Below are 18,686 nucleotides of genomic sequence, written 5' to 3' on the forward strand. Positions count from 1 at the left end.
GTGCGGAAAGACGGAACGGCCGGGGTGGGCGGGGCACGACGGCCGGGGTGCGCCGGGCGGCGGAAAGCGGCAGGACGGCCCGGGGTGCGCCGGGCCGGTGAGTCTCAGAGGAAGGCGTGGCCCTCGCCCCGATAGGTGGGCACGGTGGCCACGACCGCATCCCCCTCGACCAGGTGCAACTCGTTGACGTGCTCGCACAGTTCGCCGGCCTTCGCGTGCCGGAACCAGACCCGGTCGCCGACCCGCAGGGTGGCGGCCGCCGCGCCGGCCAGCGGGGTCTGCACCTCGCCGGCCCCCTCGGTGCCGACCAGCTTCAGCCCGCCGGGCAGCCACGGGCGGGGCAGCCGGCTGTTCTCCGCCGGGCCGGAGGCGACCCAGCCGCCGCCGAGCACGGTGGCCAGGCCGGGCGCCGGGCGGCGGACCACCGCGCAGGCGAAGAACGCCGCCGGGGTGGGGCGCCAGGCACGGTAGGCGTCGAACAGCGTCGGCCCGTACAGGCCCGATCCCGCGGTGACCTCGGTGACCGCGGGATCGGCGCTGGTCGCGGCCACGCTGCCGGTGCCGCCGCCGTTGACGAACTCCAGGTCGGCGTGTTCGCGTACGGCGGCCACCGCCGCGGCCCGGCGGGCCAGCAACTCGCGGTACGACCCGCGCTGGGCCAGCCGGATCGCGGAGCCGAGCACCGCCCGCCTGGGCGGCGCGTCCCCGAGGCCGGCGATCTGCGCCTCGTACGACATCAGCCCGACGAGCCGGAAGCCGGCGCGGCCCGCGACGGTGGCGGCGAGCGCGCCGGCCGCCCGGGCGCTGTGCACCGGCGAGCGGCGCACCCCGATGTGCACCCGCCCGCCCAGCGGTCGCCAGGAGGCGTCCAGGTCGAGGCAGACCCGCAGCTCGGGACGCCCGCCGGGGGCGCGCACGGCGTCGACGAGGTCGAGTTGGTCGGTGCCGTCGACCATCAGCGTGACGGCGGCGGCGAGCGCCGGGTCGGCGGCGAGCTCGGCGAGCGCTCGCCGGTCGACGGTGGGGTACGCCACCAGCGCGTCGTCGGTCACGCCGGCGCGGACCAGCCAGATCGCCTCGGGCAGGGTGAAGGCCATCACTCCGTGCCAGCCCGGCCGCCCCAGCGCCCGGCCGATCAGCTCCCGGGCGCGGACCGACTTGCTGGCGACACGGACCGGCTTGCCGCCGGCGCGGCCGGCCAGCGCGTCGGCGTTGCCGTCGAAGGTGGCGAGGTCGACCACGGCGTACGGCGGGTCGAGGTGTGCGGTCGCCCGGTCGAGCCGCTCACGGAGTCTGTCGCTTTCGGTGGCCACGTCTGCACGCTAACTGTCTGGGAGTGAATGCGAAATACCCTCGCGTCTGTCCGGGCTGACGGCGGTGGCCGCGGCGGCCTAGGCTCGGCGAGCAGGAGAATGTCGCGGCGGGGAAGGTCCCCCACCGGGTCTAGAGTGTTCCACCGGGACTGCCCAGCGATGGGCCGGCACGTGGAGGTACGGCCATCGAAAGCCAGTTCAACGGCGAGTCGCCCGGCGTGTCGCCGTCATCGAACAAGCCCGGCGGCACCGCCGACCAGCCTGTTGCCGACCTGTCCGGCTACGCCGGCATCCGGTCGGTGCTGCGGATCACGCCGTTCCGCCGGCTCTGGATCGTGCTCGGCGCGGCGTCGTTCGGCGACTGGTTCGGCCTGCTCGCCACGTCGGTCTTCGCCGCCTCCCAGGTCGAGGGGAGCACCGCCCAGGGCGCCGCGTTCGGTGGCGTCATCGCCATCCGGCTGCTGCCGGCGCTGGTGCTCGGCCCGGTTGCCGGCGTGCTGGCCGACCGCTTCGACCGGCGCTGGACGATGGTCATCTGCGACATCCTGCGGTTCCTGCTCTTCGCCTCGATCCCGCTGGCCGCGCTGCTCGGCGCCCCCGGCGGGGCGGTGGTCGCCTGGGCGGCGATCGCCACCTTCCTGATCGAGTCGCTCACGCTGCTGTGGATCCCGGCCAAGGAGGCCGCGGTCCCCAACCTGATCCCGCGCGCCCGGTTGGAGGCCGCCAACCAGCTGACGCTGATCACCACGTACGGCCTCACGCCGGTCCTCGCCGCGCTGATCCTCGCCGCGCTCGACGGCATCGTGCGGGCGGCCACCGGGGGCTCGACGCCCAACTGGGCGGAGCCGGCCGATCTGGCGCTCTGGTTCAACGCGTTCTCCCGGCTGGCCACCGCGCTGGTGGTGGCGTACGGCATCAAGGAGATCAGCCAGGGGCAGGCCGCGGAGCGGAGCGGCGCGGAGCAGGGCATGCTGCGCCAGTTCAAGGAGGGCTGGCGCTACATCGGCCAGACCCCGCTGGTCCGCGGCCTGGTGCTCGGCATCTTCGGCGCGTTCGCCGGCGGCGGCATCGTGATCGGCACCGCCAAGTTCTTCGCCACCTCGCTCGGCGCCGGCGACGCCGCCTTCTACCTGCTCTTCGGAGCCATCTTCATCGGCCTCGCGCTCGGCATCGGGCTCGGCCCGATGATCGTCAAGGACATGTCCCGGCGGCGCTGGTTCGGCATGAGCATCGTGCTGGCCAGCGCGTCGGTGATGGCCCTGGCCTTCGCCATCCACCTGTCCATGGCGATGGTCGGCGCGGTCCTGGTCGGCGCGGGCGCCGGGATGGCGTTCCTCTCCGGCACCACCCTGCTCGGCGGGGAGATCGCCGACGAGGTGCGGGGCCGGGTCTTCGCGGTGGTGCAGATCGGCACCCGGCTGGTGCTGATCCTCGCGATCGGCCTCAGCAGCCTGCTCGCCGGCGTCGGCGGCTCGCGCCGGCTGGAACTGGCCGACCTGGGCGTCTCGATCTCGTCCACCCGACTGCTGCTGCTCGCCGCCGGTGCCGCCGGCATCTTCGCCGGGATCAGCGCGTTCGGGCAGATGGACGACAAGAAGGGCGTCCCCGTCCTGGCCGACCTCTGGGGCTCCGTCCGGGGTCGCCCGCTGATGCCCGCCGAATCGTTCGTCTCCGCCGGCCTCTTCGTGGTCTTCGAGGGCGGCGAGGGCGCCGGCAAGTCCACCCAGCTCGCCGCGCTCGCCGAGCGGCTGGGCGGGCAGGGGCGCGACGTGGTGGTCACCCGCGAGCCGGGCGCCACCGCCGTCGGCGAGCGGATCCGGTCGCTGCTGCTCGGCGCGCCCGGGTCCGACGTACCGTCGCCGCGCGCCGAGGCGCTGCTCTACGCCGCCGACCGGGCGCACCACGTGGCCACCGTCGTCCGGCCGGCGCTCGTCCGCGGCGCGGTGGTGATCAGCGACCGGTACGTCGACTCGTCCCTGGCGTACCAGGGGGCGGGGCGGACGCTCCCCGTCGACGAGGTCTCCTGGCTGTCCTCCTGGGCCACCGGCGGGCTCAAGCCCGACCTCGTGGTGCTGCTCGACGTCGACCCGCACACCGGCCTGTCCCGGGTGGCGTCCCGCGCCGAGGCGGCCGACCACGTGGAGGCCGAGTCGGTCGCCTTCCACGAGCGGGTCCGGTACGCCTTCCTCGACCTCGCCGCCGCCGACCCGAAGCGCTACCTGGTGCTCGACGCGTCCCGCCCGGTCGAGGAGATCGCCGAGCAGGTGGCCCGGCGGGTCGAGGAGATGCTGGGCGCCCCCGGCGGCATCGTGCACCCGCGCCCCGCCCAGGGGCCGGACACCTCGGTGCAGCCGGAGTTATCCGAATCGGAGCTGGTGACGATGGAGCATCGGACCTGATGCCGGACGTCTTCGCCGACCTGGTCGGGCAGGACGAGGCGGTCGACACGCTGCGCCGCGCCGCCGCCTCGGCGGCGGCCGTGCTGCGCGCCGCCGTCGTCCCGCCCACGACCGCCGCCGGGGACGAGTTCGACGCGCTCGCCGAGGAGGCCGAGGGCGCGGGTGCCGGGGGCGCGGGGGCGGGTGCCGCCGTCGATCCCGGGGCGGGGATGACGCACGCCTGGATCTTCACCGGGCCGCCCGGGTCGGGCCGGTCGGTGGCGGCCCGGGCCTTCGCCGCCGCCCTGCAGTGCGCGTACGGCACCGGCTGCGGCCAGTGCCCCGGCTGCCACACCACCATGGCCGGCACGCACGCCGACGTCCGGCTGGTGGTGCCGGAGGGGCTCTCCATCGGCGTCAACGAGATGCGGGCGCTGGTGCTGCGCGCCGCCAGCACCCCGTCGGGCGGGCGGTGGCAGGTGGTGATCATCGAGGACGCGGACCGGCTCACGGAGGCCGCCGGCAACGCGCTGCTCAAGGCCATCGAGGAGCCGCCGCCGCGTACGGTCTTCCTGCTCTGTGCCCCGTCCACCCACCCGGACGACATCTCGGTGACCATCCGGTCGCGCTGTCGGGTCGTACCGCTGCGGCAGCCGGCGGCCGAGGCGGTGGCCGAGGTGCTGGCCCGCCGGGACGGCGTGGCGCCCGACGTGGCGCAGTGGGCGGCGGCGGCCGCGCAGGGGCACGTGGGCCGGGCCCGCCGCCTGGCCCGCGACCCGGAGGCGCGCACCCGCCGGGAGGCGGTGCTCGCGGTGCCGCGCCGGCTGACCGGCGTGGGGGCCGCGTTCGACGCGGCGTCGGCGCTCATCGAGGCGGCGGAGGCGGAGGCGGCGGCGTCGGTGGCGGAGACCGACGCGACCGAGCGGGCGGCGCTGGAGACGGCACTCGGCGCCGGCGGCACCGGGCGGGGCGCGGCCGGCGCGATCCGGGGCGCCGCCGGCCAGCTCAAGGACCTGGAGAAGCGGCAGAAGTCGCGGGCCACCCGGGCGCAGCGGGACGCGCTCGACCGCGCCCTGGTCGACCTGGCCGGCTTCTACCGGGACGCGCTCACCATGGCGCTGCGCGCCCCCGTGGCGCCGGTGCACACCGACACCGCCGCGCTGGCCGGGGCGGGCGCGCAGAAGTGGGACGCCGAGGGGGCGCTGCGCCGTCTGGAGGCGGTACTGGCGTGCCGGGCGGCGATCGAGGCGAACGTCAAGCCCCGGATCGCCGTCGAGGCGATGATGCTCGCGCTCTGGAAGGGCTGACCTACCCCGTTCGGCACCGGGCCGGATTCCGTCGGCCGCGTCGGTTGTCCACAGGCATCGACAGCCGCAATTGCTGTGCGGTACGGTCCGGTGTGCCGTGACGGTGGCGGCACGCTCAGTGATGGCTGTCCGGGAGGAGTCCGCCGATGTCGCGGGGGGAGATCGACGAGGCCTGGATCGAGGAGGCGGTGCGGCGTTACCGCCGGATCGAGTCCCTCCAGGCCGAGTTCGAACGGGCGGTGGCGACCGTCGAGGTCACCGTCCGGTCGCCCGACGGGCTGGTCGAGGTGGTGGTCACCGCCGGCGGGCGGATCACCGACGTCCGGTTCCTCGGCCCGCTGCACACCCGCAGCCCCCGGGACGTCGCCGGCTCGGTGCAGGCCGCGGTCACCGCGGCGGCGGATGCCGCCCAGTGGGCCCGGGAGAAGCTGCACAACGAGACCTTCGCCGCCTACCGTCCGCTGGCGGGAGCCTGACATGGACACCCTGCACGCCCTCGCCGCCCGGCTCGACCAGGCGAGCGAGACCATGACGGCCGTGTCCCGCACGGTCACCGCCGGCGACCCGCCGCAGGCCGCGTTCGGCGCCGACGCCCCCGGCCGGCCCGGCGAGATCGGGCGGGCCCTGCACCGGCAGTGGATCGCGGCCACCGGCGACCGGGCCCGGGAGGCGCACGCCGTGGCGCAGCGGCTGGCGGTCGCGGCGGCGGCGGTGCGGGCCGCCGCCGACCACTACGCCGACGCCGACCGCGCCGCCCGCCACCGGCTGACCGGGGAGGCGTGATGGACACGCTGGACCGGCTCGCCGAGCCCGGGCTCGACCTGCTGGGCCGGGTCGACACGCTGCTCGCCGCCGGGGCGCCCGAGGGCCACCGCGTCTGGCCGCTGCTGCGCCGCATGCAGGTGCTCCCCGGCGAGGCGGTCCGGAACTTCCTCGACCTGCACCCGGCGCCGCTGGCGGGCGCCGGCCACGCGGCGCGCCGGCTCGTCCGGGGCTACGACGCCGCCTCCGCCGCGCTGGCCGATCCGGTGCTCTGGTCCGGTCCGGCAGCGTCGGCCTACGGGCAGTCCCGGGCGGCCCTGCTGCGCCATCTCGACGAGGGGCCGGAGAGCCTGGTCGGGCGGCTGGAGTCGACCGCCGGTTACGCCGACGCGCTCGCCGACTGGGTGGAGGGCAGCCGGCTGGCGCTGGCCCGGGCGCTGGCCGACGTGCTGCGCTCCGCCGAAGCGGTGGCTGTGGTCGCGGCGACCTCGGTGCCGGGCGGTGGACCGGTGCACCAGGGGCCGGCCGGGCCGGGCGGGACCGAGGCCGCCGAGATCGCCGCGCGGGTGTTGGCGGTGCTCTGCGTCGCGTACGACGGGGCGGAGACGCTGCTGCGCCAGTGGGGGCCGAGCCTGGCCGAGTCCCGCTGGTGGGAGCCGGTGACCGACCGTCCCCGCTACGACGCCCCCACCCGGGTCGGCTGGTAGTTCCCGACCGCCCCCGTCCGGGTGGCGCGCCCGGCGTTTCCGTGACGGACCCCGGCACGGCGCACGGCGTCGCGCCCAGGGCCCGGTCCGCCGGGCTCCGGCGGCGACGCCGTGGCCTTTCCCCCTGCACCCCCCGCAGGTCTGCCTCCACTCAACGCCTCCGGTGCTCGTTTGTCCCGTACGGGGCAGCGGAATCAACCGTCCGGGCGAGGGGGGACGGCACGACGGGGTGGCCTGCGGATCGGTCGATTCGACCACTGTGGATCGCTGCACGGCGTAGTCGGGCGGCGACGGCCGGCCCGGCCGCAGCCGCTCGGCCGTCGTAGGGTGAGAGGCATGGGCATGCTCTGCGCGGTCAGCTTCCAGCGGTACGGGCGCCTCTACTACCTCGACCCGGGCGAGCTGCGCCCGCAGGTCGGCGACAAGGTGCTGGTGCCGACCGACGACGGGCCCGAGGTGGCCGAGTGTGTCTGGGCCGCGCAGTGGGTCTCCGAGGACACGGCGGGCTTCCCCCGGCTGGCCGGGCTGGCGCAGGACGAGGACCTGCGCCGCGACGAGGCGGTGCGCCGGCGCAAGGCCGAGGCGAAGGTCGCGGCGAAGCGGCTGATCCGGGAGCACGGCCTGCCGATGAAGGTGGTGGCGGTCGACCACGTGCTCGGCTCCGGCGAGGGGAGCGGCGAGCGGAGCACCATCTACTTCACCGCCCCGCACCGCGTGGACTTCCGCTCGCTGGTCCGCGACCTGGGGGCCACCCTGCACTGCCGGGTCGAGCTGCGCCAGCTCTCCGCCCGGGACTCGGCGCGGGTGCAGGGCGGCATCGGCTCCTGCGGCCGCGACCTCTGCTGCGCCACCTTCCTCACCGACTTCGAACCGGTGACCATCCGGATGGCCAAGGAGCAGGACCTGCCGCTCAACCCGCTGCGAATCTCCGGCGCGTGCGGTCGGCTGATGTGCTGCCTCAAGTACGAGCATCCTCTTTACCAGCGGTTCCAGGAATCCGCCCCGGCGATCGGCGCGCGGGTGTCGACGCCGGAGGGCGACGGCCGGGTGGTCGGCCACAGCGTCCCGCGCGACTCCGTCACGGTCCGCCTGGACGCCGACGGCTCCCGCTGCTCCTGCTCCCGCGCCTCGGTCTGCGGCCCCCGCCAGGCCCACGACCAGCACTACAACCCCTAACCCCCGCCCCGCCCCCCGCCCCCGCCCCCTCTCCCCATGCGCCCCGCTCGGTTGATCATGAAGTTGTTGCCACCCCAGCGGCGTGTCGCGGCAACAACTTCATGATCAACGAGGCCGGCGGCCGGCGGCGTGGGTCGCCCGGGTGGGGTGGTCAGGTGAGGGTGGTGGGGGGTTCGGCCAGGCGGGGGCGGAGGGGGTGCTTCGGCGCCAGCCAGGAGGACTCGGGGGACTGGTCGGGGTTGACCTGCCAGTGGCGGGCGACGCGGTCGACCGCGATCGGATAGATCGTCAGCGTGCCGTCGGGGTCGATGCGCAGCCGCAGGAACGCCTTCGCGTCCTCGATGCCCTGGCCGGCGAAGAGCTCGTTGACGTTCACCCCGAACGCGCCCGCCACCAGCAGGTACGCGGCCACGAGCTGGCTCGCCACCAGCCCGCTCACCGGGCCGTAGACCACCGCCGCGGCGACGGCCGGCAGCGGCCACGGCCAGTCGTAGAGAGGCAGGGCCAGCCAGGCCCAGGTGCCGGCGGCGGCGAGCCCGACGTGGGCCAGGCCGTGACCCACGCCGAGGATCCAGTGCCGCGCGTGCCGCTTCCCGCCCGAGCTGGGCGGCTTGGCGAAGAACGCCGCGGCGAGCACCGTGACGACCAGCATCGCCACCAGCGGCACGCTGAACAGTCGCTGCTCGGTGCCGGTCCGGTTGCTCACGACGCCGGCCATCGCCAGCATCAGCAGCGTGTGCAGGGTGCCGAGCAGGGTGGTGAAGCCCGGATTGCGCAGCGGCAGCCGGGGAAAGATCCCCCAGCCGTACCGCCGGGAGCGGGCGGCGTCCGGAAAGCGGCCGGCCAGGTCGTACGGGCGGGAGGTGCTGGCCCGCCGGGCGAGGGTGTCACGCGGGGGCACCTCGATCCGCTCCGGGAGCTTGTGCGTCGGGTAGAGGTACGCACCCCCGCCGCCGCAGGTGATCAACTGCCGGTCCGGGCCGGCGTACCGGGCGTAGTGGTGCAGGTCGCCGGAGATCAGCAGCCGCACCTGCGCCCCGGTGGGCCCGATGATCGTGCGGATGAAGTAGTCGATCGAGTCGTACGCCGTGGGGTGGTCGACGGCCTTGACCCAGGTCGGCGCGGGCACGGTCAGGATCACCCGGCTCTGCGGGCCCAGCCGCTCGGCGACCTTGTCGAAGTAGGTGAGCTGCGGGTCGTCCAGGTACGAGCCGGACTGGTCGTCGAGGCCGAGCAGCCACCAGTCGGCGGGCAGCTCGACGGCGAAGTACGAGCGGGACTGGCCGGTGTCCCAGCCGCCGAAGTGCCGGTCCCGGGACCGGACGAACAGCCGCAGGAAGGCGGTCAGCCCGTCGTACCAGTCGTGGTTGCCGGGGACCGCGAAGAGCGTCGGCCGCTCCGGCGGGCTGACGGGCAGGGCAGCCTGGTAGGGCCCCTTGCACCGGTCCTCGTACGCCTCGTACGCCGCCGACGGGTAGACCTGGTCGCCGCCCATCACCAGGGTCTGCGCCCGGGGCAGCCGGTGCCCGTCCACCTCCAGCTCGCGCTGGGCGATCAGGTAGGCCACCGAGTAGGTGGCGTTGAAGCCGTCGCCCAGGTCGGCCACGTAGTCCAGCCAGAGCCCGCCGTCCGGCCCGACCTGGCGGAAGACCCCGTCACCGAACGCGTTCTGCAGCTCCCGCTTGTCCAGGTACGCCCCGAAGAGCATCGCCAGCAGCGTACGGATGCCGGTGCTGATCAGCAGGAAGGGCGCGAGCCACGGCACCGGCTTGCGCGGGGTGAAGCCCAGCTCGTGCGGATCGGTGCTGCGCGGTCGGCGCGCCGCCCGCCCGCCGGCCGCCTCGCTCGCGTGCGGGCTCGCCGCCGCGCCGTCCTGCGGGTCGTCGTCGGGGGAACGATCGTCCGTCACCCGCCGCAGCGTAGTCCGGACCCGCCGCCATCGCTGTCCGGGGAACGACGGATCGGCCCCGGATGTCCGGGTCGGCCGGGCGGGTGGGGGATGCCGCTCGGCCGGGCGGCCGGTCGTGCCGTACACTTGACGATCGTTGCCGCCTTAGCTCAGTCGGCTAGAGCGACGCACTCGTAATGCGTAGGTCGACGGTTCGATTCCGTCAGGCGGCTCCAGCGAGGCGAAGGCCCCGTGACCAGGCGAAACGCCAAGGTCGCGGGGCCTTCGTCAGGTCCGGGGAAGTCAGGCCGAGGGCCCCTGGGTTGCGCTGTTGGGTTGCAGTAGCGCCGCGAGGTTGCCCTCCATCAGCGCCGAGACCGCCCGGTCGAGCGCCTCGCGCTGGGTCGCCAGATGCCCGGCGCGGTCGAGGGCGTGCAGCACATCTGGCGGAGGAGCGCCGTACTTGGCCCCGCTAGCATTGAGGCATGAGTAGCGACCCTTCCTCGCTGCCCGAATCCCACGACGACGGCCCTCATACCCAACCTCCGGTGAGCATGGACGAATTGATGGACTTGCTCGCCGAGTTCAGATCAGCAAGCGACTCGGCCGACCGCGATCCCGAAGTCGCCCAATTGGGTGGCGGCGACGTAGTCACCGTCGAGATGCTCGCCACGGCAATGGTGTGGATCAGCGGTGCCGTTGGTGCCGGCATGCTGGGCAACTCAGCCTACGACGCGTTCAAGGTCGCCATCTCACGCCTACTTCACCGCGACCCCGGCGGCGAAGCCAAGCCCCTCAGCCAAGCCCAAGCAGTAGAGATCGCGCGAAAAGCTCTGCAAGACCGAGTCACCCAAGCCGAGGTGGTCGACTTTCCAGACGTTGCCACCATGCGAGTCGCAGAGTGGTCCCTGTCGGACTCAGGATGGTCGATCACGCTTCAGAGAGGCGGCATCGACGCCCAGGTGGAGATTCCAACCGACGTCGCCGGCAAGGATGGCGTCTACGTGAAGGTCAGGGTTGCTGAGACCAGGCTCCGAAAGCGGTAAGAGCACCTTCGTCCAGAAGTCTGCCTGTTAGCCGCGGACGGTCCGCATCCCGCGCCGCGGTCGCCTCGTCCAGCCGGTTGGTGACCGCGTCCAGGTCGTCACCGGACAGCCCCGCGTACACGTCAAGGCGGCCCGCAAAGTGGGCCGGGCCGACCTGCTGGCGACCTCCCGGCCGGCATCGGTCAGCCCGGCCGGCGATGCTGGGCAGGTTTCCGAGCGGTTGCGGTCCGGTGAGGGAGAGTGATGCGCGGTTCGAGGCTCGGATGAGCACGTGGCATCGGCCGATCATCCAAAAGCAAGCCGAGCCGATCAGTCGGCTACCGCCGTCTGCTTGGTCAGGCCGATCACGGAGTGTCACGAGTAGCGTGATGCCTGAACGACGCCGACCGATGCCCCGAAATTGTGTACGGGGCGGGTAGTCGTAAGGAAGGTGAGTTGGATCATGAAAAGACGAGTGTCGGCGCTGTTGGCAAGTGTCGTATGCCTCGTTGCGGTCCTGGTTTACCCCACTCCTGCCTCAGCCGCTGTCTCGCAGATCGAGCTTGCTCCGACAGCACAAGTCAGCTCCCAGGGGGTCTTCGTGACCGTCTCGGTCACCTATCAGTGCACCCCCTCCGAACCCGCCAACATCGAGGTCTACGTCGCGCAGGCCAGAGGGACTCAACTCGTGGAGGGCTTCGGCTTCCTCTTCAGCGTCTGCAGTTCTTTCACGCAGACATCGCAGATTCTCGTGCAGTCGCGAAGCGGTTCGCCCTACCACCCGGGCCTGGCCGTGGCCACAGCTTCGGATTTCGACGGCGGTGCTTTCACCGGTCCGGTGGAAATCCGCCTCGTCCGTTGATCGCCGGTTCCCACACTTCCCGCGCTTGAATTTCAGTCGACGGCGGCCTCCCGACCAGAATCGGGAGGCCGCACGCTGTGTGCAGGAGCGGTGGGGGCAAACACGTCCTGGGCGGCACCGCGCGACGGTGCAGAAGTCCCGTCAACGAGCGGCTTCGCCGCTTCTTCAGGCCGCCGCCGATCAGGTGGCGGAGCGACCAGCCGAAGCCGGTCAGCCGCACCTCACTTGCGTGACGTCGGTGCCTGCCGGCAGAGCCGGCGGTACTCGGCCGTCACCACCGCGAGCAGGAAGAGGTCCACGCAGAGCGCGGAGAGCGCCCCGAACTGATCGACGGTGAAGCTGAAGATCTGCCCGAACAGCAGGTCCACGAGCAGCGCTAGTTTGAACAGTCGGAAGGCTCGAACCCGGTCGTGCGGTAGCAGCAACGCCCCGCGGATGCCGAACACCGCGGTGATCAGCGCGGAGACCGAGACCCCGACCACCGCCCGCCACTCCCGCTGGTCGGGCAACAGGCCGGTGACCGCGTCCTGCACGACCGTGAGCACGACGACGAACGGCTCGCCCACCAGGTAGAGCACCACCAGCGACACCACCCACCGGTGGGTGGTCACCCAGATCACCGCCCGGCGGGCCCGGCTGAGCCAGGGCTGCCAGAACCGGGTGCCGGGCGGCTCACGCCGGGGTACGGCGTCCAACAGCTTCGCCACCGCCTCCTCGACGTCCGGGCCGCAGCCGTCGACCTGACGCATGACCGCTGTGCGACGCCGATCGGTGAGCCCCGTGCGGAGCCCGCCGACGACCGTGTACAGCGCGTTGGCCGTCCGCTCCGGGCCGGAAAGCCTGGTCCGCCCGCGGATCGCCTGGGTGATCACGACCAGCAGGGCGAAGGCGCCGTAGATGATGCCGGCGGCCGGGGCGTAGAAGTAGTCGGTTCCGGCCGTGACGAACTTGCCCACCTCGTCGATGAAGAGCCCGAACCCTGTCCCGCCCAGGATCGCGCCCAGGATGCGCGGGGCGCTGCCGAGGAAGACCAGCGCGACACCCAGGGCGGCGGTCATCAGCAGCCCGCCCCAGAGCACGTGCGCGATGTGGAGCCCGCCGCCGCCGAGCCGCGGAAAGCCGGCCGCCTGGAGGAAGGCCCGCGTCACCAGCACCGTCATCACCCCGGAGAGCACGAACGCCTGCAGGTACGACGGTGCCTCCAGCACCCGCGGCGGCATCGACCATCGGGACGGACGGGCGGGCATGGTCCCGACGCTAGTGGCGGCGGCCGTCACCCCGCGCCGGTTCCGCCTGAATGAGAGGCGGCCCCGGCCACGAGCGCGGGGCGGGCGGATCGTCAACGCCGTCGGCGGTCACACCGCGGGCGTCTCGGAGCGGAAGCTGTGACCGAGTTGGTCGCCGAGGCCGAAGTAGTGGCGGAAGTTGTAGATCAGCGGGTTCCAGGACTTCGGGTCGACGTGGTCGGTTCCCGGCACGACGATGCGGGCGTCGGCGTGCACGGCCAGGACGTGGGCCTCGACGATCAGGAAGTCGCCGCCCGCGTCGGCGCGGACGTGCGCGGCGCGGGCCTCCAGTTGCAGCGGGCAGTCGGCCACCCGGGGTGGTCGCACGTGTTGCGATGGCTGCGGGCGCAGCCCGGCGGCCTCGAACTTCGCCGGTTCGTGGCGGAAGCGGTCACGCTTCTGGACCGGTACCGGGTGCCGGCCGGTCAGCGGGGCGAGGCGTTCGACGGCTTCCCACTGGTGCGCGGCGGGAAAGTTGATCACCATCTCGGGGCGCGAGGCGAGGTTGGCGGCGCTCTGGCCCTCGCAACCGAGTCCGAGCACCACGACGTGGCCGAGAGCCCACGCCGAGGAGATGGGTGCGAGGTTCGGGCTGGCGTCGTCGTTCTCGGTGCTCAGCAGCACCACCGGGGTCCCGAAGTACAGGACCTTCGGGCTGATCGTCAGATGCTCGGTGGCGGCGGGAGAGCTGGTCGTCGTCGTCATGGTCGCCGACGGTACGGGCGTGACACTTCGGTACCCACCGAAGCGATCGACCGGCGGCCGGAGCTTCGCCGGCGTCCTCGATCTGCGGTGTCGTCTCGGCGGGGCGAGGTTGTCGGTCGCGGTCGCTACGCTCCCGCCGTGACTGATCCTGCCAGTGGTATCGCCAAGCTGCCCAGCGCCGACGACGAGGCCCGGTTCTGGGCTCTCGTCGAGGCCGCCTGGGAGCGGCTGGGTGCCGAGCCCGCCGCGCTCCGCCGGGCGCTCCTGACCCGCGACCCGGGAGCCGACGACGATGGTGACAGCCTCTACGCCATCGACGCGTGGCTCAACCCGTTCCTCGACAACCTCCGCCAGCTCTCGGCGGATCTGTCCAGCCAGGAGCTGACCGATCTCGACCGGGTGGTCGAGCGCAAGCTGCACGACATCGACCGGGCGGACGTCCACGAGGTGACCGACGGGTCCGACGACGGCTTCCTCTACGCCCGGGGTCACATCGTCGCGCTCGGGCGCGAGTTCTACGAGGCGGTGAACGCCGACCCCGCCGTGGCCGTGCCGGACGGCACGTGCGAGAGCATGTGCTACTTCTTCGCCCACCTGCACAACAAGCGGTTCGGCGGGTGGCCGGACACCGGCTCCGGCATCTCGCGGGAGTCTTGCACGAACGCGGCGGGCTGGCGCGAGTGACCGAGGGGGCCGGTCGCGCCGCGATCCCGGTGACCTGCGGGAATACTGTCGTGATGCACAGTGGTCCGGTCCGACGTCGACCCTTCCCAGGCCGGGCGCTTCATGGCCCCGACGGGGACGGCCCGCCAGGTGCAGGCCGAGGCCCCGGCCGTGGTCGAGCGCAGTCCCCACCGCGTCGGGGAGGTCGACGGTCTCGCGCCCACCGGGGCGCGTCGGTGAGCCAGTTGACCAGCGCGGTCTGTCGGGTGGTCGACGGGCTGATCGTGGAGTACTGGATCCAGATCGACCGGTACGGCCTCCGGGCGCAACTGGGGCGGTGAGTTTCCGCGCCCGTCGGCGTCCACCCTGACGACTCACGTCGTCCGTCAACCTCTGGAGGCAGCTCATGCAGTACGCACCGGTCGTCGTCAGCCTGCCGATCGCTGACCGCCCGACCTCGTACCGCTTCTATTCCGAAGGGCTCGGCCTGGACGCCATCGGGGAGCTCGCGGAGGACGGCATCCCCGAGCCGTTGCAGTTCGCGCTCAACGACGGTCTCCGGGTCATGCTGGTGCCGGCTGGCGGCTTCGGCTGGGTCATCGGCCGTCACGAGGTCGCCCGGCGCGGGCAGAGCGAGTGCGTCCTCAGCCTGTCGGCGACGACGTCGGCCGAAGCGGCCCAGCTCGTCGAGCGGGCCCGGGCCGCCGGCGCGGAGGTGGTCGTCGAGCCGGGCCAGCAGCCGTGGGGCTACGCGGGTGCCTTCGCCGATCCGGACGGCCACCTGTGGATGGTGTCCGCGGAGACGGCCTGACGCCGCCCGCGAAAGGGACAGCGCGCCACCCGGCCGTCCCAGCATCCCCCGCAGGGCCGGCGCGGACAGGGCGGCGGGCGGCCGGGCCGCGGGGGCCGGGATGGGCACGAGCGACGGCCCAGGTCACGGGGACCTGGGCCGGTCGCTGGCGCTCCTGGGCGTACGGGAAAGGTTCAGAGCGTGCGGTGCGGGTAGCCGGCGGCCCCGGCATCCGGCACCACCTCGACCTCGGGCACCACGTACCCCGCGTCGGTCCCCGTGGCCGGACGGCCGTCCTCGTCGGTGTCGGAGCGGCGCTTCGCGGCCGCGGCGGCCCCGGCCGCCGCCGCCCCGGCCGCTGCGGCGCCCGCGGCCACGGCCTTGCCGGACACCCCGGCCTTGCCGCTGTCGCCGCGCGTGCCCGCGGCGTGCTCGACGCCCGGCGTGCCGACCCCGAGACCGCCGTCGACCGTGCCGCGCCAGGCCCCGGTCTCCACGCCGCACTCCTCGATGTACGACTTGAACTTCCGCAGGTCGGACTCGGCCTGCCGCTCGACGAGGTTCAGCTTGTCGCCGGCCTTCTCGATCATGCCCTCGGGCTCGTACTCCAGGTGCAGCCGGACCATGGTGCGGTCGGGGCCGACGGGCTGGAAGTAGACCGCCCCCGCGTTGGTCGCGCCCTCGGTGGCCGCCCACGCCACCTTCTGGTCGGGCACCTGCTCCAGCACCGTCGCGTCCCACTCGCGCTTGACGCCCGCGATCTCGGCGACCCAGTGCATCCGTCGGTCGTCGAGCTGGCGCACCTCGCGGACGCCCCCCATGAACTGGGGGAACTCCTCGAACTGCGTCCACTGGTTGTACGCGGTACTGACCGGAACCTGCACTTCGATGGACTTCTCGACCTTCGTGGTCACGGGTGATCCTCCTCGTTGGTCGAACTGCTCTCGTCGGAGGGGAGAGCCGTCCCTCGTCCGTGTGAACTCCTACCCCCGGTGATGACGCTCAATCGCCGGACCTGGCGGAACACCACATCGGACAGCGCGCCCGATGTCGGCGAGCCGGGCGAGGACGTGCCGTCGACACGCGGCGGCCGGGCCGGCGGGATGCCGACCCGGGCCTGCCGTCCGGTACGAGGGGCTCAGCCGTCCTCGCGGTCCGGGCTGTCCAGCCGGAAGAAGTTGCTCTGCCGCCCGTCGGCGCGTTCCTCCTGGTAGATGAAGTTCAACCGGCGCTTGTCGAAGGCCTCGAACCACTCCTCCCAGCTGATCTCACGCAGCCGGTCCTCGCGGCCGTTGGCGGGGAAGTCGAAGCGCAGCACGCCCGCGTGGCCGTCGTGGTCGGTGCCGTCGACGGTGCACGGCACGCCCTTGCGGGCCTCGGCCCACTGCCGGATGACCTCGTGGTCGGTGGTGACCAGGCTGCGACCCGGCCGCTCCGGCTCGTCGTCCACCGAGTCGATGACCTGCGAGTACCTGACCGACGTGGCGGTCTGCGCGCCGGTCCGGATGCCGCCGGACGAGGAGCCGGAGGAGTCCGAGGCGTCCCGGAGGCTCGTGACCAGGGCCTCGACCAGATCGTCCTTCTTCATGTCGGCGGTGTCGGTGACCCCGCGCCGACGCAGTCGGTCGCGCAGGTCGTCGACCTTCATCCGGGCGATCTCGCTCTCGTTGATGTCCGGGGTGTTCGGCGTCTGGTTGCCCGGGGGGTTCTTGGTCGCGGTCGACCCCGAGCTGCTTCGCGTGGGCATGGGAGGTCCGTCCTTCCTTCGACCCGTGTCCAGAGAATGGCGCCGTGTGACGCGCCGGGCCGTCCCCGATAGCAGTACCCTCGGCGGCCACCTCAAACGTCCGGCCCCGTCAGTCGGCCTGTTCCGGCAGGTCACGGAGGTGGCGGACCGGCGAGAAGAACACCCAGAGCACCCCGGCGAGGGCGCCCGCCGTCGCGATCCACAGTGCCGGCCGTACGCCGAGGGTGCTGCCGAGCGCGCCGCCGAGCAGCGCGCCGATCGGCCGGATGCCGTAGTTGATGGTGCGCCGAGCTCCGGCCACCCGGGCCAGCAGCGTCTGCGGGGTCAGCGCCGTCTGCACCGAGCCGGTCGTGATGTCGAGCAGCATCACCCCGATCGCGGCGAGGAACTCCGCGGCGAAGAGCATCCCGACGACCAGCGGTGTCGGCCCGCCGGCGAGCGGAATGAGCAGCATGGGGGCAGGGAAGAGGACGAACCCGGCCAGCAGCGTCAGCCCGACGCCGAAGCGGCGGACCAGCGGGCCGGTCAGCGCCGCGCCGATCAGGCCACCCACCGCGCCCGCGCCCAGCACCGCGCCCAGCAGGCCGGGCGAGAGGCCGAGTTCCTGCGTGGCGTAGAGCACGAACAGCGCGGCCAGCATGAAGTTGAACAGGTTGAGCGTGGTGGTGCCGAGCAGGATCGCGCGTATCATCGGTGTCCGCGCGATGAAGCCCAGCCCACCGCCGAGGGCCAGGCCGCCGCGGGCGGGCGCCGGCTCCGTCGGCTGGATCCGCATCAGGAAGTACGCGGACACGACGTACGACAGGGCGTCGGCGATCAGGGCGATCGGCGCGGTGAGCACCTGCACGAGGACCCCGCCGATGCTTGGCCCGGCCACGTGGGACATCGCCCGGCTGCCGTTGACCAGGGTGTTCGCCTCGACGTAGTCGGGTCGGGCCACGATGGAGACGAAGAGCGGCCCCCGGGCGACCTCGAAGAGCACGGCGAACGTGCCGACCGCGAAGGCCACCACGTAGAGCTGGGTCAGGGTGAGCACGCCCAGCAGGTAGGCGACCGGCACGGCGGTGAGCAGCAGCGCCCGGCCGAGGTCGGTGAGGATCATGAGTCGGCGCTTGTGCGGGTACCGGTCCACCCAGGCGCCGGCGAGCAGCGAGAAGAGCAGGTTCGGGACGAGCGCGGCGGCGGTCAGGTAGCCCATCTCGGCGGGCGTGGCCTGGAACACCAGCACGGCCAGCAGCGGCAGGGCCAGAGCGGAGATCTCGTCGCCGAAGTACGACACGGTCTGCGCCGACCAGTACCGGCGGAACACCCTGTCGCGCAGCAGCCGGGGCAGCGGACCGCGTCGGGACGGGCTGCCGGGCGGGGCGGTGACCGGGGTGGCGGTCGCCTCGGCGCTCATCGCGCACCGCCCTGCTCGCCGGCGGAGGCTCCGGCTGGCGGCGGATCGGTGAGGACGGCCAGGTGCATGAGGCTGACCTTCCGGCTGCCGGCCGGACGTTTCGTCGGGTCGGTGATCCGGTCGTCGTACTCCGCGAGCAGGGCTTCGATCCGCGCGGTCAGCTCGGCCATCTCGTCGGGGGTGACGTGCACAGGCCGGTCGCTGAACCCCGTGACCGCCCGCCATTCCGTCGGCTCGTCGGCCCGTCGGCTCAGGAACTCCTCGGCGCGGCGGGTGTAGAGGGCGAGCTGGACGGCGTTCAGCTCGTCGACGGCCGCGCGCGTCTGGGGGTCGTCGGAGGCGTCGTCCCAAAAGGTGTTGAGGGCGGTGGCCCGCCATGGCCGTTCCCGGGCGTCGGTGCCCGGCGCCCGCTCGGCCAGCCCGTACTTGGCGAGCTGTCGCAGGTGGAACGAGCAGTTCGGCACGCTCTCGCCGAGGCGCTCGGCGGCCTGGGTGGCGGTCAACGGGCCCTGCTGCCGCAGCAGCCCGATCAGGGCCATCCGCAGCGGGTGCGCGTAGCCGCGCAGGGCCTTGGGGTCGGAGAGCTTCACCTCGGGTAGGGACATACCCTAAAGCTATCTTTATAAAGATGTCTTTAGCAATGGCGGAGGCGAGGCGGCCGAAACCGCACCGGGACGG

The 18,686-nt window shown here is 73.1% G+C and carries 18 protein-coding genes, 1 tRNA gene and 1 pseudogene; 11 read left to right on the top strand and 9 right to left on the bottom strand.

All coding sequences use genetic code 11. The features are described from left to right. Positions 1-104 precede the first annotated feature (104 nt). Positions 105-1,313, bottom strand: coding sequence for an amino acid deaminase/aldolase (locus ACZ6Q9_RS12865; protein WP_396828500.1), 1,209 nt, complete (start codon positions 1,311-1,313; stop codon positions 105-107). A 335-nt stretch (positions 1,314-1,648) separates the two neighbouring features. Between ACZ6Q9_RS12865 and tmk the strand changes: the two genes are divergently transcribed. From tmk to ACZ6Q9_RS12895, 6 genes are all read left to right on the top strand, one after another. Beyond that, positions 1,649-3,712, top strand: coding sequence for a dTMP kinase (gene tmk / locus ACZ6Q9_RS12870; protein WP_396828813.1), 2,064 nt, complete (start codon positions 1,649-1,651; stop codon positions 3,710-3,712). Beyond that, on the top strand, positions 3,712-4,998 hold the full coding sequence (locus tag ACZ6Q9_RS12875; protein WP_396828498.1) for a DNA polymerase III subunit delta': 1,287 nt from the start codon (positions 3,712-3,714) through the stop codon (positions 4,996-4,998). The genes tmk and ACZ6Q9_RS12875 overlap by 1 nt, the downstream gene beginning before the upstream one ends. Before the next feature lie 146 nt (positions 4,999-5,144). Continuing rightward, positions 5,145-5,474: a YbaB/EbfC family nucleoid-associated protein gene (locus ACZ6Q9_RS12880; RefSeq protein ID WP_393257582.1), complete on the top strand. Its 330-nt coding sequence runs from the start codon at positions 5,145-5,147 to the stop codon at positions 5,472-5,474. A 1-nt stretch (position 5,475) separates the two neighbouring features. Further along, positions 5,476-5,781 (top strand): hypothetical protein, encoded by a 306-nt coding sequence (locus ACZ6Q9_RS12885; protein ID WP_350701801.1) that lies wholly within the window; start codon positions 5,476-5,478, stop codon positions 5,779-5,781. Continuing rightward, positions 5,781-6,467, top strand: coding sequence for a hypothetical protein (locus tag ACZ6Q9_RS12890; RefSeq protein WP_393257586.1), 687 nt, complete (start codon positions 5,781-5,783; stop codon positions 6,465-6,467). Before ACZ6Q9_RS12885 ends, ACZ6Q9_RS12890 begins: the two co-directional genes overlap by 1 nt. 336 nt (positions 6,468-6,803) lie before the next feature. Continuing rightward, positions 6,804-7,643 (top strand): PSP1 domain-containing protein, encoded by an 840-nt coding sequence (locus ACZ6Q9_RS12895; RefSeq protein WP_393257589.1) that lies wholly within the window; start codon positions 6,804-6,806, stop codon positions 7,641-7,643. Between the two features lie 151 nt (positions 7,644-7,794). Here ACZ6Q9_RS12895 and ACZ6Q9_RS12900 read toward each other — a convergent pair whose 3' ends face one another. After that, a complete protein-coding gene (locus ACZ6Q9_RS12900; protein WP_396828494.1) occupies positions 7,795-9,552 on the bottom strand; it encodes a metallophosphoesterase family protein in 1,758 nt (585 codons plus the stop codon). 138 nt (positions 9,553-9,690) lie between these two features. On the opposite strand from ACZ6Q9_RS12900, the gene ACZ6Q9_RS12905 reads away from it, so the two are divergent. Further along, positions 9,691-9,767, top strand: a tRNA-Thr gene (locus ACZ6Q9_RS12905). A 67-nt stretch (positions 9,768-9,834) separates the two neighbouring features. Here ACZ6Q9_RS12905 and ACZ6Q9_RS12910 read toward each other — a convergent pair. After that, positions 9,835-9,972 (bottom strand): hypothetical protein, encoded by a 138-nt coding sequence (locus tag ACZ6Q9_RS12910; RefSeq protein WP_393257725.1) that lies wholly within the window; start codon positions 9,970-9,972, stop codon positions 9,835-9,837. Positions 9,973-10,016: 44 nt separating this feature from the next. Here ACZ6Q9_RS12910 and ACZ6Q9_RS12915 point away from each other — a divergent pair, with 44 nt between their 5' ends. Beyond that, positions 10,017-10,577, top strand: a complete 561-nt coding sequence (locus ACZ6Q9_RS12915; protein ID WP_393257728.1) for a hypothetical protein — start codon at positions 10,017-10,019, stop codon at positions 10,575-10,577. A 580-nt stretch (positions 10,578-11,157) separates the two neighbouring features. Beyond that, positions 11,158-11,418, top strand: a complete 261-nt coding sequence (locus ACZ6Q9_RS12920; protein ID WP_393257731.1) for a hypothetical protein — start codon at positions 11,158-11,160, stop codon at positions 11,416-11,418. Between the two features lie 221 nt (positions 11,419-11,639). Here ACZ6Q9_RS12920 and ACZ6Q9_RS12925 read toward each other — a convergent pair whose 3' ends face one another. Next, positions 11,640-12,638, bottom strand: coding sequence for a hypothetical protein (locus tag ACZ6Q9_RS12925; protein WP_393259173.1), 999 nt, complete (start codon positions 12,636-12,638; stop codon positions 11,640-11,642). Between the two features lie 135 nt (positions 12,639-12,773). Continuing rightward, positions 12,774-13,409, bottom strand: a complete 636-nt coding sequence (locus ACZ6Q9_RS12930) for a flavin reductase family protein (RefSeq protein ID WP_393257733.1) — start codon at positions 13,407-13,409, stop codon at positions 12,774-12,776. A 138-nt stretch (positions 13,410-13,547) separates the two neighbouring features. Between ACZ6Q9_RS12930 and ACZ6Q9_RS12935 the strand changes: the two genes are divergently transcribed. Then, a complete protein-coding gene (locus ACZ6Q9_RS12935; protein WP_396828491.1) occupies positions 13,548-14,093 on the top strand; it encodes a DUF4240 domain-containing protein in 546 nt (181 codons plus the stop codon). A 385-nt stretch (positions 14,094-14,478) separates the two neighbouring features. Then, positions 14,479-14,883: a VOC family protein gene (locus ACZ6Q9_RS12940; RefSeq protein ID WP_393257738.1), complete on the top strand. Its 405-nt coding sequence runs from the start codon at positions 14,479-14,481 to the stop codon at positions 14,881-14,883. Between the two features lie 443 nt (positions 14,884-15,326). Here ACZ6Q9_RS12940 and ACZ6Q9_RS12945 read toward each other — a convergent pair. The 4 genes and pseudogenes from ACZ6Q9_RS12945 to ACZ6Q9_RS12960 all read right to left on the bottom strand — a co-directional run. Continuing rightward, positions 15,327-15,776 (bottom strand): annotated as a pseudogene (locus ACZ6Q9_RS12945) (SRPBCC family protein); the annotation flags it as partial. 224 nt (positions 15,777-16,000) lie between these two features. Continuing rightward, positions 16,001-16,609 carry a hypothetical protein gene (locus tag ACZ6Q9_RS12950; protein ID WP_396828488.1) on the bottom strand — a complete coding sequence of 203 codons (609 nt, stop codon included), beginning with the start codon at positions 16,607-16,609 and terminating at the stop codon, positions 16,001-16,003. A 109-nt stretch (positions 16,610-16,718) separates the two neighbouring features. Beyond that, positions 16,719-18,008, bottom strand: a complete 1,290-nt coding sequence (locus ACZ6Q9_RS12955; RefSeq protein WP_396828486.1) for an MFS transporter — start codon at positions 18,006-18,008, stop codon at positions 16,719-16,721. Next, a complete protein-coding gene (locus tag ACZ6Q9_RS12960; protein ID WP_393257746.1) occupies positions 18,005-18,613 on the bottom strand; it encodes a helix-turn-helix domain-containing protein in 609 nt (202 codons plus the stop codon). Before ACZ6Q9_RS12960 ends, ACZ6Q9_RS12955 begins: the two co-directional genes overlap by 4 nt. Positions 18,614-18,686 lie beyond the last annotated feature (73 nt).

It is taken from the genome of Micromonospora sp. NPDC049139 (genome assembly GCF_055586845.1).

Coding starts and splice junctions, on each gene's coding strand:
- ACZ6Q9_RS12950 (WP_396828488.1), bottom strand. CDS start 16,609: ATGCCCACGCGAAGCAGCTCGGGGTCGACCGCGACCAAGAACCCCCCG.
- ACZ6Q9_RS12880 (WP_393257582.1), top strand. CDS start 5,145: ATGTCGCGGGGGGAGATCGACGAGGCCTGGATCGAGGAGGCGGTGCGG.
- ACZ6Q9_RS12875 (WP_396828498.1), top strand. CDS start 3,712: ATGCCGGACGTCTTCGCCGACCTGGTCGGGCAGGACGAGGCGGTCGAC.
- ACZ6Q9_RS12955 (WP_396828486.1), bottom strand. CDS start 18,008: ATGAGCGCCGAGGCGACCGCCACCCCGGTCACCGCCCCGCCCGGCAGC.
- ACZ6Q9_RS12885 (WP_350701801.1), top strand. CDS start 5,476: ATGGACACCCTGCACGCCCTCGCCGCCCGGCTCGACCAGGCGAGCGAG.
- ACZ6Q9_RS12940 (WP_393257738.1), top strand. CDS start 14,479: ATGCAGTACGCACCGGTCGTCGTCAGCCTGCCGATCGCTGACCGCCCG.
- ACZ6Q9_RS12930 (WP_393257733.1), bottom strand. CDS start 13,409: ATGACGACGACGACCAGCTCTCCCGCCGCCACCGAGCATCTGACGATC.
- ACZ6Q9_RS12890 (WP_393257586.1), top strand. CDS start 5,781: ATGGACACGCTGGACCGGCTCGCCGAGCCCGGGCTCGACCTGCTGGGC.
- ACZ6Q9_RS12915 (WP_393257728.1), top strand. CDS start 10,017: ATGAGTAGCGACCCTTCCTCGCTGCCCGAATCCCACGACGACGGCCCT.
- ACZ6Q9_RS12895 (WP_393257589.1), top strand. CDS start 6,804: ATGGGCATGCTCTGCGCGGTCAGCTTCCAGCGGTACGGGCGCCTCTAC.
- ACZ6Q9_RS12925 (WP_393259173.1), bottom strand. CDS start 12,638: ATGCCGCCGCGGGTGCTGGAGGCACCGTCGTACCTGCAGGCGTTCGTG.
- ACZ6Q9_RS12960 (WP_393257746.1), bottom strand. CDS start 18,613: ATGTCCCTACCCGAGGTGAAGCTCTCCGACCCCAAGGCCCTGCGCGGC.